13 protein-coding genes are annotated in these 17,169 nt (G+C 65.2%); 4 read left to right on the top strand and 9 right to left on the bottom strand.

Annotation, left to right across the window (positions count from 1 at the left end; translation table 11 throughout):
- Positions 1 to 17 precede the first annotated feature (17 nt).
- The 8 genes from ASD86_RS17905 to ASD86_RS17870 form a co-directional block, all read right to left on the bottom strand.
- Positions 18 to 545 (bottom strand): hypothetical protein, encoded by a 528-nt coding sequence (locus ASD86_RS17905; protein ID WP_056113695.1) that lies wholly within the window; start codon positions 543 to 545, stop codon positions 18 to 20.
- A gap of 12 nt (positions 546 to 557) precedes the next feature.
- A complete protein-coding gene (locus ASD86_RS17900; RefSeq protein ID WP_157476814.1) occupies positions 558 to 1,199 on the bottom strand; it encodes a hypothetical protein in 642 nt (213 codons plus the stop codon).
- A 213-nt stretch (positions 1,200 to 1,412) separates the two neighbouring features.
- The gene (locus tag ASD86_RS17895) at positions 1,413 to 3,389 is read right to left on the bottom strand and encodes a peptidoglycan-binding protein (RefSeq protein ID WP_056113688.1); all 1,977 of its coding nucleotides are present in this window, start codon (positions 3,387 to 3,389) and stop codon (positions 1,413 to 1,415) included.
- 76 nt (positions 3,390 to 3,465) lie between these two features.
- Positions 3,466 to 4,245 carry a hypothetical protein gene (locus ASD86_RS17890; RefSeq protein ID WP_157476812.1) on the bottom strand — a complete coding sequence of 260 codons (780 nt, stop codon included), beginning with the start codon at positions 4,243 to 4,245 and terminating at the stop codon, positions 3,466 to 3,468.
- A gap of 286 nt (positions 4,246 to 4,531) precedes the next feature.
- A complete protein-coding gene (locus tag ASD86_RS17885; protein ID WP_235567802.1) occupies positions 4,532 to 5,830 on the bottom strand; it encodes a peptidoglycan-binding protein in 1,299 nt (432 codons plus the stop codon).
- Positions 5,831 to 5,908: 78 nt separating this feature from the next.
- The gene (locus ASD86_RS17880; protein ID WP_157476810.1) at positions 5,909 to 6,658 is read right to left on the bottom strand and encodes a hypothetical protein; all 750 of its coding nucleotides are present in this window, start codon (positions 6,656 to 6,658) and stop codon (positions 5,909 to 5,911) included.
- Positions 6,659 to 7,182: 524 nt separating this feature from the next.
- The gene (locus ASD86_RS17875) at positions 7,183 to 7,728 is read right to left on the bottom strand and encodes a response regulator (RefSeq protein ID WP_056113679.1); all 546 of its coding nucleotides are present in this window, start codon (positions 7,726 to 7,728) and stop codon (positions 7,183 to 7,185) included.
- Entirely contained in the window at positions 7,725 to 8,933 is a 1,209-nt protein-coding gene (locus ASD86_RS17870) for an ATP-binding protein (RefSeq protein WP_056113677.1), read from the bottom strand. Before ASD86_RS17870 ends, ASD86_RS17875 begins: the two co-directional genes overlap by 4 nt.
- A gap of 208 nt (positions 8,934 to 9,141) precedes the next feature.
- On the opposite strand from ASD86_RS17870, the gene ASD86_RS17865 reads away from it, so the two are divergent.
- Both ASD86_RS17865 and ASD86_RS17860 read left to right on the top strand, forming a co-directional pair.
- Positions 9,142 to 9,540, top strand: coding sequence for a hypothetical protein (locus ASD86_RS17865; protein WP_056113673.1), 399 nt, complete (start codon positions 9,142 to 9,144; stop codon positions 9,538 to 9,540).
- A 382-nt stretch (positions 9,541 to 9,922) separates the two neighbouring features.
- Positions 9,923 to 10,327 (top strand): hypothetical protein, encoded by a 405-nt coding sequence (locus ASD86_RS17860; RefSeq protein ID WP_056113670.1) that lies wholly within the window; start codon positions 9,923 to 9,925, stop codon positions 10,325 to 10,327.
- Between the two features lie 182 nt (positions 10,328 to 10,509).
- Here ASD86_RS17860 and ASD86_RS17855 read toward each other — a convergent pair whose 3' ends face one another.
- Positions 10,510 to 13,284 (bottom strand): TonB-dependent receptor, encoded by a 2,775-nt coding sequence (locus ASD86_RS17855; protein ID WP_082578470.1) that lies wholly within the window; start codon positions 13,282 to 13,284, stop codon positions 10,510 to 10,512.
- Between the two features lie 478 nt (positions 13,285 to 13,762).
- On the opposite strand from ASD86_RS17855, the gene ASD86_RS17850 reads away from it, so the two are divergent.
- Both ASD86_RS17850 and ASD86_RS17845 read left to right on the top strand, forming a co-directional pair.
- Positions 13,763 to 15,547 carry a DUF1800 domain-containing protein gene (locus ASD86_RS17850; RefSeq protein ID WP_082578469.1) on the top strand — a complete coding sequence of 595 codons (1,785 nt, stop codon included), beginning with the start codon at positions 13,763 to 13,765 and terminating at the stop codon, positions 15,545 to 15,547.
- 24 nt (positions 15,548 to 15,571) lie between these two features.
- Entirely contained in the window at positions 15,572 to 17,017 is a 1,446-nt protein-coding gene (locus ASD86_RS17845; RefSeq protein ID WP_056113664.1) for a DUF1501 domain-containing protein, read from the top strand.
- Positions 17,018 to 17,169 lie beyond the last annotated feature (152 nt).

The following is a 17,169-nucleotide window of genomic DNA, read 5'->3' as shown; positions in this document are numbered from 1 at the left end:
ATCGGTGTCCCCTCAGCTCAGAGCGAATCGTCGCGCTTGCGGTACAGCGTCCAGCACTCGCCCTTGCGGAAGAAGAACGACAGCTGATAGTCGGTATCGGGCTTGGCCAGCATCACTTGCTTGTCGCCGTTCAATTCGGTCTGGCTTAGGACCAGTCCGTCGTTCTTCTGGGTCTGGCTGCTGGGCATGACCGGGAACTTCAGCGCATCGCCGTCGAGCATCGCGGTCACCTGCTTGGGCTCGGGATCGGCGTTGGGATCCACGCTTTCGCTTTGCAGCGGCCGCTGGGTGTGCGCCTTCTGCACTTCGACGTCGTCGGCGAAGGCTTTCAGGAAAACCTCGAAGTCCTGCGACGGGCAGGCGATCGCGGTTTTCGCAGGGGTTGCAGCCGGGGTCGTCGTCGCAGGCGCGGCGGCCTGAGTGGCAGGCGCCGTCGGCGGCCCCTTGGATGCGACTTCGCAGCCTGCCAGCGCCAGCGAGGCGAGCAAGGAGGACAACAACAGCAACTGATTGCGCTTCATCGATTTGAGCTTCCGTCGGATCATGAGTGGTTCGCCTTACCGGCCCAGGTCGGCCTTGAGCTGCGCTTGAAAATCGATGCGCTGATCGGGAGTGTCGAGCAGGAAATACTGCCCCGCCACGATCAGCTGATCGTCGCTCCAGCGCAGATGCTGCGCGCCTTCGGCGACGACCGCCGAGTACGCGTCCTGCGCGCCCGGCACCTCCACATCGCCGCCGCCGCGCACCGCGCCGTTGCCAGCATCGAGCTTGACCACCCGCAACAAAGTCTGCGACAGCGACTGCTGCGGCTGGGTGTCCGATTGCAGCAACACGTACAACGCATCGTCCAGGTGCAGGCAATGGGTTGCGCGGCTTTGGTAAGTGTCTTTCGGCAATTCCAGCGTGCGCGTCCACACCGGCTTGCCCGAGGTCTGTTCGATGTAGACCACCGGCTTCTGGTTCATGCCGTCCTGGTCCACCGCCGCGCCGACCACGCACTGCCTGCCGTCGCCGATCGATTCGCTGGCGTACGAGGAAAAACCCGCCGGAATGACCGTTTCGGTGGCCGCTCCGCTCGCGCTCGCCGTCGGCGCGGCCGCGGCGGTCGGCGTCGGCGCCGCGGGCGTGGCGTCGCCATGCGTCGACGATTCGCAGGCGGCCAGCGCCAGCGAAACGCCGCACACGACAATCATGGACATGCGGTGGTGCTTATTCATCGGAACAATTCATCACGGCAACGAATCCAGGCCATCGATCATTAATAACCAAACAACATAAAACCTTTGCGACGCAGGTTGCGGAACAATTCCGATGTCGGGATGACGCGCCCGCCGGATTGCCCGGCGGACGCGCCATCCCCAACCCGCGCCCGCGCGTCGGTTTCGACGCGCGGGACTTGACTCATGCCGCGATCAGACCAGCACCGGCTTGGCCGGCTGACGCTGTTCGGCGTCCTGCGCCGGCGCGGTCTGCGGCTTCTGCGCCGGCACGTCCTGCGCCAGCTGCTGGGTCGAACGCTCCACCGGCTGGCTCAACGCGGTGGCCTTGTCGACCAGCGCGCGCTTGCTGGCCGGATCGCCCAGTTCGCCCTGCACCGCGAAATAACCGGTGCCGCTGGCGTTCGGGACGACGTGGTTGATCTTGTCCAGACCGCCCAGACGCGCTTCGTAGGTGATGCCGGCCGCGGCGCGCTGACGCTCTTCGGCGTTCTTCAGGCCGCTGTTGGCGCCGAGCTTTTCCAGGCCCTTCAACGCGTCTTCGTACATGCCGTGATCGGGGTGCTTGGCATCCGACAGCAGCGGCGACTTCTGCGCGTTCTTGAGCGCTTCCAGGGTCTTCGGACCGGCTTCGCCGTCGACGGTGAGGCCGTGCGCCTTCTGGAACGAACGCACCGATTCCTCGGTGTGCTTGCCGAAATCGCCGTCGGGCTTGAGCGCATTGCCCTGCGCGTCGCGGTAGCCGAGCTTGTTCAACGACTCCTGCAACTCGCGCACCGCGGTGCCCTTCTCGTTGCGCTCGAGCACGCCGTCGGCGTTCGCCGCCGCGGCGGTGCGGGTCGGCGCCGGGTCCTTCTTGGCTTCGGTCTTGGCGGCCGGATCCTGGCTCTGGGTCTGCTGATTGTCCTTAAGCAGCGAGCGCGATTCGGCCAGCGGATCGGTCGCGTACAGCTTGACGCCGTTGGCCTGCTTGCGGCTGAGGTAGGTGTCCAGCGAGGACAGCTCCACGCCTTCGCCGCCGCGCGACTGGCTGATCATCAGCTCGTTGCTCTTGGGATCGCGCACCACCATGGTGATGTGGTCGATGCCCTTGAAACGGCCCTTGTCCCAGCTCTTCGGGCCGTTGTCCTCGCCGATGATCATGCCTTCCTTGAGCGCATCGCGGGTGACCGCCTTGCCCTCGATCATCACGCCCGAACGCTGCTGCGCCTTGTCGACGATCATCGCCGCGCCGTCGTTGCCGAGATTGAACTTGTCTTCCTTGCCGTAGATCTCGCGGCCGGCCTTCTTGTTGATCTCGTTCATGGTCGCGTTCTGCATCGTCGCGACCCAGCCCGAACAATCCACATAGCCCTGATCGGGATGCTTGCCGTCGACACCCGGGTACTTGCCGCTCATCGCGTACTTGACGTTGTCGTACTTGACGCTGAGATCGTGCGCGGCGGTCAGCGAGATGCCGGCGCCGGTCTGGGCCTGGGTCTGCGTCTGAGCCGGGGTGGTCTGCGTCTGCGTCTGCGACGGCGCGGTCTGAGTCTGGGTCGGCGCGGTCTGGGTCTGCTGACGGTTATCGGTGATCGGGGCGATGCCCTTTTCCGGAATCGCCACGCGGTCGAACTTGGTGTCCCAGTACTGGGTGAACGTCGTCGCCATGTCGCGATCGGACATGCGCGAGAACTCGGAATACTTATGCCCGGTCACGCGCTCGAAATCGCGCGAGCTGACGTTGTTGAGGATGTTCGAACGGGTGTCGTCGCGCGAGAAGCTTCCGGTCGCGATCGCCGACTGGATCGAGCGATAGCCCGCGCCGCCCTGCTGATGCGCCATGTACATGTCCAGGCCATCGGGTTCGGGCTTGCCCGACAGGTACGGACGGCCGTCGCGCTCGTGGCGGTTGACCAGGGTGTTGCGATTGTCCAGGTACAGGCGCGCGGCGGCGTCGGTGTTGGCGACCGCATCGAGCTCGCGGCCGCGGATGCCGTAGGCGTCGGCGGTCGACGGCACGAACTGGAACAGGCCCTTGGCGCCGGCCGCGCCGCGCGAAGCCTGTTCGTTGAAGCTGCCGCCGGTTTCGATGTAGGCAAAGCGCATGAAGTCGTCGCGCGGGATGTTCCGCTCGGCCGCTTCGCGTTCGATGATGCCCAGGACTTCGGTGCGGGAATAGTCGCGTGCCATGTCTCAATCTCCTTATGAGTGCCGCTATGTCTTTGTGGACCGCCGTGATCGGATCGGCCCGCCGGTGTGAATTTGTTTACTGCGCGCTGGGCTGATACTGGTTTTCGGTCGCCACGTAGCGGTACTCGAGCGCATCGGCCGGGCCGAGCGTGCGGACCTTGCCGGCCGCGACGATCCGGGTGCCGCTCATCGCGACGTGGATCAACGGCAGGTCGTCGCCATGCGGTTCGAAACTCAGCGCGCCGAAGCTGCGCGCGCACGGCTGCTGGTCGTCGTCTTCGTCGCAGCTGGCGCCGTTGTCTTCGCCGGCGGCGACGCTGCCCAGATACGTCCAGTGTGTCGTGTTGGGATCGGTCAGGTCGGCCGGATCGAACGCGAACAGGTCGTACGCATCCACGCGCACGCCGCCGCTCAGCGACCAAGTCGGCACCGCGAGCACGAACTTACCGTCCGGAGTGGTGTAGGTCTGCGGCTTGCGCTTGTCGTCGATCGCGTTGCCGCGTTCGAAGGCGCCGAATTTCCCGATCGAGAACTCGGCCATCTCGAAGCCCCACGAGCGCGCCGCGCCCGGCTGCGCCAACGAGAACGTCGCCTGGCTCAAGGTGACCTGAGTGTCCGGGGTCGGATCGGCGTCCTTTTCCGCGTCGTTGTACTTTTCCGGGGTTTCGGCGACGAAACCAGTGTAGTAGCCGGCGCCGTCGAGTTCGAACGCATGGCCGAACCAGAACGTGGCCACGCTGCCGTTTTCGATCTCGTACGAGGCCGAGCCGTCGCCGGCGATGTCGTGGATGGCGTTGATCACTTCGCCCGGTGTCGGCGGCGTCGCGGCGGCAAGTAGGTTGGCGATTTCAGACATGAAGAACATCCTGTTTTATGCGGTTTTTTGAACACAGCGCGCGTGGGTTGATGCGGCTTCGACCGGTTCGGCATACGCCGCGGATACGGCGATCAGAACAGCTCAAAGCCAGACACAACGTAGGCGAGCGGTGCGGGTATCCGACGACGCGTAAGCGGCGGCGATCGAAACCCGATGGATTCAGGGGAAGAGGCGGACGACGGATTCGGACGGCTGACAGGTCACGCGGCGACGCGAACGTCGACACGGCACGATCGGCTGCGCGCAGGCAGCGGAGCGTTCCGCGCTACGTGCCGATGACCTTGCCGGGCTTGGGCTCTTGCGAGGCCTGAGCCAGTTGCGGCGCGTCCTGCTTGGCCTGGAAGGTCGACTGTTCGATCGGCTGACTCGCCGCCTGCGCCGTATTGGCGTGGACGCGAAGATGGCCGGGATCGTTCAAGGCGCCCTGTACCGCGAACAAGCCGGTGCCGTTGGCGGTCGGGACCACGTGATCGATCTTGCTCAGACCGCTCACCTTGGCCTCGTACGTCAACGTGCCCGCGGCACGCTCGAGGTCTTCGCGATTCTTGAACGCCTGCGGGCCGAGTTTTTCCAGCCCTTCGACCGCGCCCTTGAACATGCCGTGATCCGGATGGGCCGGACTCGACAGCAGCGGCGTGCGCTCGGCCTGCTTCAACGCATCGAGCGTCTTCGGACCGGCAATGCCGTCTTCCTTCAAGCCATGGGCCTTCTGGAACGCCTGCACCGCTTCCTTGGTGCGATCACCAAAATCGGCGTCCGCGCTCAACGCACGTCCGTGCGCATCGCGGTAACCGAGCTTGTTGAGGCCTTCCTGCAGCGCGCGCACATCCTGTCCGCGTTCGCCATGCTTGATCACGCCGTCGGCGGCCGCATGGGTGCGGGCCGGCGTGGGTTTGGCGTCGTCCGGGGCCTGATTGAGGCTCTTCGGATCGCGCGTCATGTACTGATTCAGACCATCGCGGTTACGCGTGATGTCGTGCAGATAGTCGTAATTGCTGGTGCCGTTGGCGTCGCGGATCGCGCGGCCGCCGGTGACGGCCGCCTTGGCGCCGCCGTAGCCGGCGATGTGGCGGGCCTTGAGGAAACCGGCCACGGTCTCGGCCTTGTCGTCCTCATGCAGCACGCCGTCCTTGATCGCCTGGCGATAGGACTTGTCGCTGTTGATCTTGAAGGCCTTGTCCTGCAGATCGCCGGACGCCTTGTACTTGTCCAGGCTCAGGCCGTCTTTCCAGTTATGGGAATCCTGGAGAAAACGCGACATGCCGCCGCTGCTCGCCCACTTCCACTCCGCCCCGCGTACTTTCTCGGGGTCGAAGCCGTCGTGTTTCATCGCAGCGTCGAGCTTGTGCTTGTCGACATAGCCGGCATCGGACAGCCAACCGGCTCCCGCCTGGTAGCGTCCTACGTAGCCTTGCTTGTTGGTGATGGCCAGATCACCGCCGTTGCTCTCGGTCATAACCGTGGAAGCAACCAATCGTCGGGTCATCGCGGCATCCAAGCCGGCGATATTGCCCTGGTCGTACTCGTTGGCAGTGGCCACTGCCTTCTCTCGTCGATCAGCCATGACGCTGTCCTCTTGGATTGACGAAGTTATTGGGTTGTGTGGATCTCTGGGAGACCGCGTGTCGCACCGCTTAGGGTCTTATGACTCCTTGCACCGCATCGAGGCGATCTTCTGCGTCGGGCGATTGGGGGTGAATTCAAAGGTCGTGGTGCCGGGGCCTTGATTGCCACCGTCGTCCACATAGCCTTCAGCATACACGATTTTTGTGTTTGTCAAACTCAGCTTGAAGAACTGGTTGGCCTGGGTGTTTTCGGCGGTGGTGCCGTAATCGAGCTCGCATTGGCCGGCGATCGGCTCGACCGTGGCGCCCGCGCCGAACTGGCGCTGCAGCACCTGCTGGTAGTCCTCGCTGGCGTAAAACTTGAGCAATGTCACGGAACGGACCTGATCGGCGCTGCCGTTCAAGGTCACCCCGACCTCGCCTTCGTTGGCCTGTTTGGTGCCGGCCTCGGCGCCGACCTTGCCGTCGGGCACCTCGACCATGCCGAAGCCCGCGAGCAGAAGATTGCCGCTGCGATAGCGCGCGTTGTCGGGCGAGTTGGAGTCGGGATTGTCCTGCGGCGCGGGATCGCGCCACTGCACGCCGGCGACGCGATCGAACGTCGACCAGGCCGCACCGTCTTTCGCGAGAAGTAGATCCAGTACACCTTCCAGCGGACTCATCTGCTGCTTTCCTTGCTGATCTGCGGCTGCCGGAGCGGCGGGAGACGGGGCCGGAGCGGCCGAAGAAGGGGCCGCGGCCGCGTCCGGTGCCTTGTCCGGAGCTTGGCTACAGCCTACCACCAGCGACGTGGCGAGCATCAAGGCGAAATGCGCTGAGTACTTCATGGGGTCCTCGTGTGCGGATCGAACTGCGTCGCGCTTGTACCCCAATAGCATAGACGGCCCGGGTGCCGCTGGGTGAGACGAGGCGGGGCCAATGGCATGCACGAGGCGTGAAGAGTGAAGCGTCGTTCGCGGTGCTCACCGCGCCGAATCTCGTCGCTGATCAGCCGAGCGCCATGTTTCCGCAACGCAGCGACTGTAGGAGCGGCGCAAGCCGCGACCGCGTCATGACGCCGACGTCGTCGTCCCCATGGCCTCAGCGCCGCGAGCACCATGTGGATCATGGCCATGCTGTGCGACAGAGCGAATATTCCGCGGACGCGATGTTCTCTCAATTCGTCATTCCCGCGAAGGCGGGAATCCAGTGCCTTTGACGCCCTTGCACGAAAGTCGCTGGATTCCCGCGTTCGCGGGAATGACGGACCTAGTGCGCATCGCGCGAGCGTAGACCATCCACGCAGTCAAACGAGCACCGATTACTGACCTGGCCGTTCCCCATCCCAGTCGCTCCCTAATCCAGCGACTCCCTACCCCGGCCGCTCACGCACCGGCCGCTTCGCCAAGCGCCGCTGCAAGGTCCGCCGATCCACGCCAAGCACCCGCGCCGCGGCCGAAACATTGCCGCCGCATTCGGCCAACACGCGTTGCATATGCTCCCAGCCCTGGCGACGCAGCGACGGCGGATCGCTCGGCGGCTCCGGCGGCGGCGTTTCCGGCGCGGATTCGAAGGCCTGGGTGAGCGCGTCGATATCGAACGGCTTGGGCAGATAGTTCCAGGCGCCGCGACGCATCGCATCGACCGCGGTGGCGATGCTCGCGTAACCTGTCGCGAGCACGATGCGCGCCTGCGGACGGCGCGCAAGCAGTTCGCGGATCAGCAGCAGGCCGTTGTCGGCGCCGAGCTTGAGGTCCAGCACGATGCCCTGCGCGTCGAAATCCTCCAGCGCGGCCAGGGCGCTGGCCGCGTCATGACGCGCCTGCACCGTGATACCGCGTCGCTGCAACAAACGCGCCAGCACCTGGCAGAACGCCAGGTCGTCGTCGACCAGCAGCATCTTCTCGGGCAGGCTCATGCTGGCGACTCCACCAGCGGCAGATCGACCTCGGTCACGCAGCCACCGCCTTCGCGTTCGACCTGACGCATGCGGCCACGGTTGCGTTCGATGCTGGCCTTGGAAATCATCAGGCCGATGCCGAGCCCGGGGCCCTGGCTGTCGCGCCGCGGCAGCGCGGTGATGCGCGCGGGGCCCGCGCCGCGGTCGAGAATCGACACGATCAGCCAGCCGTCGCGCACGTCAGTCGCGACTTCGACCGGTTCGTCGTGGCCGCGCCCGGCATTGGCATCGGCGGCGTTGTTGATCAGATTGATCAGCGCCTGCGGCAACGCGGCATCGACGCGGACCGCGCGATCGGCCGCGCCCGGCGTGAAGATGGCGCTGGCATTGGGCCGCAGCAGACGCCAGCGGTCCACGCAGGCATGCACGAAGCCGTCGGCGGTTTCCACCGTGGCCTCGCCGGCCGCGCCGCGCCGGGCCATGTCGGCCAGGGCGCGCACGTGATCGCGGCAATGGGTCAGCTGCGAACGCAGCAGTTCGATGTCCTCGCGCGACGGGGTTTGCTCGCTGCCGATCCAGTCGTCGACCAACAGGCTCATCGTCGCCAGCGGCGTGTTGAGTTCGTGCGCGGTGCCGGCCGCGAGCGAGCCCAGCGCCGACAGCGATTCGTCGCGGATCGCGCGTTCGCGCGCTTCCGACAGGCGCCTGCGCTGATCGCGCACGATCGTCATGAACCGGCTCAGCACCACCACCATGATCCCGGCCGAGAGCAGGAAATTGACCCACATACCGGTCACGTGCAGTTGGAAATCACTGCCGTGGACATGCGGCAGCGCGATGTGATGACGCAGCAGCCAGGTGTAAAGCGCCGCCGTCAGCACGGTCAGGCCGAGCATCGGCGCGATCTCCAGGCCGATCGCCGCGACCGCCACCGGCAGCAGGTATAGCGAGACGAACGGATTGGCCGGTCCGCCGGAGTAATACAGCAACGCGGTCAGCGCGAGCAGATCGACCAACAACTGCAGCACCAGGGTGCGGGTATCGGGGTCGCGATGACGCAGCCACCACAGATGGCTGGCGAGGTTGAACACCAGCAGCGCGCCCGAGATCGCCAGCAACGGACGCACCGGCACCGGCAGGTTCAAGCGCTCCACGACGAACACGACCGTGAGCATCTGCCCGGCCACCAACAGGTATCGCAGGTAGATCAACAATTGCAGCACGGGGCCGTCCGTCAGGCGTGAGGCCGGGATTATCGCACCCGCGCCGGGTCCGGCCCGCCCGTGTTGCGATGGCGGTCACGCCGGCCCGCGACATTCGGACGCAGGCGCGGTTTTCGCGGCGGTATTCTCGTTGCGCCAGGGTCGTCTGGCGATCACAGGAATGGATCTCATGGAATCGAAGATCATGAAAACAACGCGATGGAGCCTCATGAATACCCTGCTGTGCGGCGCGCTGGGCTTCGCCGCGCTCGGCACCAACGCACCGGCATCGGCGCAGCCGAATCCCACCGGCACGGTGCTGCACTGCTACGTCAGTCCGAACGATCAACCGATGCCGCCGGGCAATCTCGGCCGCTGCACGTCCTTCTACCCGAGCCCGCAGGGCTATGTCGCCGATTTCGAAATCCGCAATCTGCCGTCCGGCAGCTACAGCTTCGTATGGACCTCCGACCTGGGCGTGGTACTGCCCTGCTCCACCGCGTATTGCAGCCAGCGCTATCGCGGCGATATGGCGGTGTTCGACTTCGTCACCGTGACCTACACCAACCTTGCTACCGGCGAGGCCAAGAGCTTCAGTCGCGGCGTGAGGATCGGTGGGCCGTTGTAATGGGCGCGAATCGGTAATTTGCAAATACGTGACATTGCAGCCCAGATGCTGCGCCAGGCATCTGTGGTTTCAACTTTCATTTTGCGTCTAAAAAAGCGGGCTTAGACCCGCTTTTTTTGATGGCGCGAACGACGCGCGGCTTGCGACGTCATCATCGATCAAAACGCAGGGATCGGCTATTCATGCGCATATCGTCGCGGCCGGGCCTCGTAAGGCGCGGCCCATGCCGCGGCATTCCACGTAATCGCGACGCCTGTTAATTCCGACAGTTCGCGCGCCGCGCGACGGCACGGCGCTATCCTCGATCGGCCAGGTTCCTCTGGCGATCACAGGATCGGATCTCATGAAATCTCAGCTCATGAAAACAAACGGACGCACGCTCATGAACACCGCGCTGTGTACCGCGCTCGCTCTAGCCGCGATCGGCTCCACCGCCTCCGCACCCGTGTCGGCGCAATCGTTCCCGAGCGGACCGATACTGCACTGCTACATCAGTCCGAACGATCAGCCGATGCCGCCGGGCAACCTCGGCCGCTGCGCGTCGTTCTCGCCGGGCCACAGCAGTTACCGCGCCGACTTCGAAATCCGCAATCTGCCGGCCGGCAGCTACACCTATGCGTGGACCACTGAAATGGGCCTGGTGCTGCCCTGCAACACCTCGCGTTGCAGCGTGACCTACCGCGGCAACATGGCGGTCTCCGATATCGCCAATGTGACCTACACCAACCAGACCACCGGCGTGGCCAATACGCTCAACCGCAGCGTGCAGATCAACGGGCCGCTGTAGCCCGTCGCGGCGCTCGCAACAAAAAGCGGGCTTGCGCCCGCTTTTTGTCTATATCTACCAACGCAAATCTCCCTCTCCCGCTTGCGGCGACCGCAGGAAGTGCAAAGCTGAGAGGGCTGGGGTGAGGGTCCGCAAGCGCGGTAAATACCGACGATCACCACCCTCGCCGCCCCACGCATTCGTCAATTGAACTTGTAATTAGCCTCCAACCAGAACTGGCGGCCATACGGATCGTAATTGCCGACCGGATAGAACGGCCAGCCGCCACCGCTGCGATCCGCCGGCGGTCGCGAGTCGCGCAGGTTGTTGACGATCAACGACACGCTGGCCTGATCGCTCAATCGATACGACACGCTGCCGTTGTAGCGGGTGTAAGGCGCGATCCGGCCGCTGCCGTCGCCGTTGGGCAGGCTGCCGTAACGCAGCGCGGTCAAGTTGCTGTTCCAGCGGCCGATGTTCCAGCCCAGGCTCGCGTTGACCTTGCTGCGCCAGTCGGTGTAGTCGAGCGAATTGCGCACGTCGATCTTGGGGTCGTCGGAGAATTGCTGATAGTCGTGCTTGAGCACCAGGGTGTAGCCCAGGCGCGTGTTGAAATCGCCGAAACGGCCGGCGCTCCAGCGGAAATTGCTCTTCAGGTCGATGCCGTCGGTGCGCTCGGAGGCGGCGTTGATCGCATTGATCAGCACCCGGCGCACCTGGTCGGGCTGCACCGGCGCATCGGGTGGATTGCGGATCACCCGGCTCAGCACATCGCGGCAGTTCGGCGAATTGATGTCGCGCGGCTCGCCGCTGATCGTCTGCCCCAGGCGGCAATCGGCTTCCTCGCGCAGGATGCGGCTGCTGCTGAGATTGGTGACCTGATCGTCGAGGCGGATGCTGTAGTAATCCACCGACACATCGAAGCGATCCGACGGCGACCAGACGATGCCGAAGCCGTAGGACTTGCCGTTTTCCGGCTTCAGATTGGGATTGCCGGCGCTGGTGTAATCGATCGCAAGACCCGAGTAATCGCAGTCGTCGAAGTCCTGGCCGGCGGTGCGGCAGCGCCAGTAGTCGGTCATGCCCGGGTTATAGCCGCGGGTTTCGGCGGCGAAAATGTAGTTCATGTCCGGCGCGCGGAAACTCGTCGCGGTGGTCGCGCGCAGCAGCAGGCTTTCGATCGGGCGGAATTCCAGGCCGACGTTCCAGGTCGCCTTGCCCGACTTGCGGCCGGCGAAACGGAATTCGTCGTAGCGCGCGGCGGCCGACGCGGTCAGGGTGCTGAAGATCGGCACGCTGATTTCGCCGCCGATCGCATAGCGGTCGCGCTCGCCCGAGGCGCTCACGCCCGCGGTGGTGTTCCAGAAGGTGCCGTCGCCCAGACGCGGATCGGGCAAGTTGCGATAGCCCTGGTTGCCGGCTTCGATCACGCCGGCGAAACCGACCGGACCGGCCGGCAGGTCGAACAGGTTGCCGTTGACGGTGAAGCTCAGGTTCTGGATCCAGGCGGCGTTGTCGCTTTCGTAGAAACCGGTCAGGCGCTCGTAGTCGGCCGGGGTCAGCGGCGTGTACAGACGCGCCGGATCGGGGTTGTAGATGCCGATGCCGGTCGAGGTCGTGCCCAGGCGCGGGCCGAGGTAGTACTCGTTGATGCCCGACAGGAACTGTCGGCGCTTGGTCAGGTTCTGATAACGGCCGCGGTTGTAGGCCAGTTCGTAATCCCAATCGGACTCGCCGAAACTGCCGCGCACGCCGGCGCTGAACGACCACGAGCGCTCGAGGAAGCGATTGTTGTTGGCGTGCGCCGAGCCGATTTCCTCCGGCGCGATGCGGCGGTACCAGATCTCGTTGAGGCCTGTGGCCTGATTGAGGAAATAATTGTTGTCCGATGTCCAGCTCGGCGCGCGGGTGTTGTTCTCGATGCTGGAAATGCCCAGTTGCAGATCGGCGAACACGTCGGTGCGGTCGGACACATGCCAGGTCAGCGAGCCGTAGGCGTCGGCGTTCTTCTTCTGCGTCTGCACGGTCCAGAACGCCGGCGAGGCTTCGTTGCTGCCGCAGTACCAGCCCTGGCGCGGGTTGTTCACGCGCGTGGTGGAACCGTGATACAGCCCGCCGAGGTTGTCGCAGTTCGCGCCCGGATCGATGTAGCCGTTGGTGCGCGCGTTGCGGCGGAAACCGACCTGGGTCGGCAGCAGCGGATCGCCGGCCGGCTTGTCGAGCAGCGAATCCATGAAGTCGCGCTGATCGCCCCAGATCGCTTCGCGATGTGACAGCTCGAGGCCGTACACCGCATCGATGCGGTCGTTGGAATAACCGCTGACCACTTGCAGGCGCTGGTTCTGGCCGCCGCCGGCCTCGGTGCCGCCGACGCGCAGATTGATGTCGGTGCCGTCGAACTTGTCCTGCAGGATGATGTTGACCACGCCGGCCACCGCATCGGAGCCGTACACCGCCGAGGCGCCGCCGGCCAACACTTCGATGCGCTTGATCAAGGCGCTGGGAATATTCGCCAGGTTGACCACGTTGACCGAGCCTTCGTAGGCCAGCGGGTAATCGGCCAGGCGCCGGCCGTTGACCAACACCAAGGTGTGATTGGGGCCGAATCCGCGCAGATTGATGGTATTGGCCGCGGGCGTGAAGGTGTTGCCGAAGTCCTCGCCCTGCACCGAGCCGGTGTTCTGGGTTAGCGCGCTGATCGCGTCGAACGCGCTGCGGTAGCCCTGCGCATCGATGTCCTGCTTGGTGATCACGGTGACCGGCGACGGCCCTTCCAGGGTCGCGCGCGGAATGCGCGAACCGGTCACCACGACCTGATCGAGCAAGGTCGCCGGTTGGCCGTTATCCGAAGCGGCCTGAGTAGGCGTCTGTTCCTTGGCGGTCTGCGCTTGGGCGACGGCGGAGGCGAAAAAGGCCGGCAGGGCCAATGCGACGAAGACGGTCAACGGACGGCGTCGCAGCCGTGGAATGGCGTGCATGAATATTCCTTCGAAAGGGGGAATTCGCGCCGGCGGGTTGTGATCCCCACGCCCGTCGTCGCGACGTTGCACGCATCTTTGTTGCCCCGCAGCAAACGCAGAAATGAAGGCGCGGCATCTGCATATGGCGACGGGGCATTTGCGCTGCGCGTTGCAGTCTGCCGAACACGCCGCAGCGGGCCTGTGCGCGCGGACACGAATCGCGGCGAACGCGTGGACGCGACGCGCGCGCTCAAGCCGACACAATCGGCAAACCGACACAGTGCCTCGTTCGACTCGCTCGCACTGCCGGCGTGATCGCGCGCACGCACGACCCGTTATGCGCGGCCGCGAACGTGTCGCAGGCGTGAACACCGCGTTGAGAACAGTGACGCAGCGCATGCCGATGCGCGGCGATCTGTGACGCAACCGGGGCTTTGCCGCTTGCCGGCCGACATAAGCTCGCGCTCCCCGAGCCACCACAACAAAGGAGTGCGCCATGACCCGCTCCATGTCCGTCCCGGAAATGTCCGCCTCCGAACAAGCGGCGATCCGCAGTCATCTGTTGCAGCGCTATGGCGCGCTCGGCCGCGCCACGCCATCGCAGGCGGCGCGTAGCAAGCTCGACAGCGCCATGGACAGCGCGCGCGTGACCGCGCCCGATGCGCAGGCCTGGCCGGTGATGCCGTTGCCGCTGGATCTGCCGCGTCCGTCGCTGGCGATCCGCGTGCTGGGCAATCTGAGCTACGGCGCCACGCCGCAATCGATCGCGCAATTCAACGCGCTCGGCAGCACCGACGCGCAGCGCCTGGCCAACTACGTCGACTGGCAGCTCGATTGGGCCGCGATCGACGACAGCGCGGTCGAAACCCGCCTGACCAACGCCGGCTACACCACCCTGGGCAAATCGCTGACCCAGTTGTGGAACGATCACGTCAAGGCCGATCCCACCTATGACGTGCGCATGCGTCCGGCCTGGGAAGCGCAGCGCGCCGCGTTGGTGCGCGCGGTCCATTCCAAGCGCCAGCTGCGCGAGATCATGGTCAATTTCTGGCACGACCATTTCAACGTCACCGCCAGCGACTACGACGCCGGCCCGGTGTACGTGAGCTATCAGCGCGACGTGCTGCGGCCGCAGGCGTTCGGTAACTTCCGGGTCATGCTCGAGGAAGTCGCCAAGAGCACCTCGATGCTCTACTACCTCGACAACGCATCCAACACCCGCGCCGGCCCGAACGAGAATTTCGCCCGCGAACTGCTGGAGCTGCACACCCTCGGCGCCGAGCATTACCTGGGTTTCATGGACCCGTTCCAGGTGCCGCCGGATGCCGAAGACCCAAGTTATCCAGCCGGTTACACCGACATCGACGTGTACGAAACCGCCTCGGCTTTCACCGGCTGGTCGGTCAAGAACGGGCATTGGCAGTACCCGACCGAGAACGACGGCAACTTCGTCTACCGTCAGGCCTGGCACGACGCCGGTCCGAAATTCCTGCTCGGCCGCATGCTCTATCCCGAGCAGCCGGCATTGAAGGACGGCCGCGACGTGCTCGATCGTCTCGCCAGCCATCCTGGTGTGGCGCGCTTCATCTGCAAGAAAATAATCCGCCGCTTCGTCAGCGACACGCCCGATCCGGCGCTGGTCACCAGCGCGGCGACGATCTTCCGCCAGAACTGGCGCGCGGCCAATCAGATCGAACTGACCCTGCGGCATATCCTCACCTCGACTGCGTTCGCGCAGACCTGGGGCGCGAAATCGCGGCGGCCGTTCGAAGCGGTGGCCGCGGCGATGCGCGCGCTCGGCAGCGAGTGGACGCTCAACGTCGGCACCGCGAAGAGCGACGAATTTGCCTGGCGCATGGGTTTCACCGGCCACGCGCCGTACGACTGGCCGGCGCCGAACGGCTATCCGGATACGCAGCAGGCGTGGTCGGGTTCGAGCAGTTACGCTATGACCTGGAAGATCCTCAACTGGCTGACCGAGACCAGCGACAACGCCGTGCCGCTGGCGCCGATCCTGGCGACCACGCGCGCGCAGGTGCCGTCGTGGACCGCGACCAAGCTGGTCGACTTCTGGTGTCAGCGCATCCTCGGCTACGCGCCGACCGCGGCGCGCCGCCAGACCCTGATCGCCTTCATGGCCCAGAACGGCGACCCGGCCAGCTACGTGATCACCGACACCAACACCTGGGCCGCGACCGATCTCAAGCGGCACTACAACCAGGAACGTCTGCGCAGCATGGTCTCGCTGATCCTGATGTCGCCCGAATTCCTCAGCCGCTAGCCGTAACTCAGCCAGGACGCCGACATGACCCTGACCCGACGCGAATTTCTCAAGGGTACTTGCGCCACCGCCGCCGCAGGCGCGGTGGGCGGACCCGCCCTGCTGTTCGCCGATTCCGCGTTCGCCGCGCCCAACGGCCACGACACCGTCGTGCATCTGTTCCTGCGCGGCGGCCTGGACGGCCTCAACCTGGTGGTGCCGATCGACGGCGCCGACCGCGGCTTCTACGAGCAGGCGCGGCCGAACCTCGCGATCGCCGCGACCGGCGCGTACGGCGCGTTGCCGCTCACCCTCGCCAGCGGCGCGGGTACCGGCTTCGGCCTGCATCCATCCGCGAGCGGTCTGCGCGATCTGTGGAACGCCGGGCACCTGGGCATCGTGCATGCCTGCGGCCTGTTGACCAGCGTCACTCGCAGTCACTTCGACGCGCAGCTCTACATCGACCTGGGCACGCCCGGGCAACAGGGCATCGGCAGCGGCTGGCTCGCGCGCGCGATGAACACCCAGCCGAATTTGAACGGCGCGGAGAAACTGCCGGCGCTCGGCGTCGGTGCGCGCCAACCGGTCGGACTGCTCGCCTCGGTGCAGGCGCTGACCATGGCCAGTCCATCCGACTTCGCGCTCAATGCCGGCGCGTGGTCGTGGCAGACCGTGCGCGCCGGCGCGCCAACGGGATTCGCCGGCCTCAACGAAACCCTGGCCGCGCTATGGAACGGCAGCACCGCGCTGGAATTGGGCGGACAACGCGCCGATCGCGCCTTGAAGGTGATCGCCCAGCAGACCTACAGCGCGCCGCCGACCGGCTGGCCGACCGGCGTGTTCGCGCAGCAGATGTGGACGATCGCGCAATCGGTCCAGTTCAACCTGGGCCTGCATTACGCCACGCTCGATCTGGGCGGCTGGGACACCCACGACGGCCAGGGCACGGCCGGCAGCGGCTATCACTACTACCAGAACAAGATCGCCGAACTGTCGCAGGCCTTGTCGGCGTTCTACGCCGCGCTCGACGCCAGCGGCCACGCCGGACGCGTGACCGTGGTGGTGCAGTCCGAATTCGGCCGGCGCGTGCGCGCCAACGCCAACGGCGGCACCGACCATGGCTACGGCAATCCGGTGCTGGTGCTGGGCGGCGCGGTCAACGGGCGGCGCTTCTACGGTTCGTGGTCGGGCCTGGACCCGGAGATCCTGTCGCCGCATTTCGGCGACGTGCCGGTGACCACCGATCATCGCCGGGTATTGTCGGAGATTCTCGTCAAGCGCATGGGCAATGCGAATCTGTCGACGGTGTTTCCGGGGTACAGCGGCTATGCGCCGTTGGGGATCGTGCGCGATTTCGGCACGGTGGCCAAACCGATGCCAGGCATCTCGACGGAGTTGCGGGCGCGCTCGGCGATGGCGGCGCAACCGCGGGTGGATGATCCGGATTTGCTGGAACGGTTGATGCGCTACATGCGTGAGTTGGTGGACTGAGGTCCGGCGCGACGCGTGTGCGGTCTTCTGGCTTTTGCTTCGGCTTTGGCTTTGGCCTTGGCTTTGGTTTCGCTTCGGCTCCGCTTCAGCTTTAAGCCCCGATTTCCTCCCTAACATCCAGCGCTGCGAGGCTTATAACTCGCGTTAGCAAA

The organism is Lysobacter sp. Root690, from assembly GCF_001427785.1.
Classification (GTDB): domain Bacteria; phylum Pseudomonadota; class Gammaproteobacteria; order Xanthomonadales; family Xanthomonadaceae; genus Lysobacter.
The sequence above is the reverse complement of the archived record's forward strand: the minus strand, read 5'-3'. Positions and strand labels throughout refer to the sequence as shown.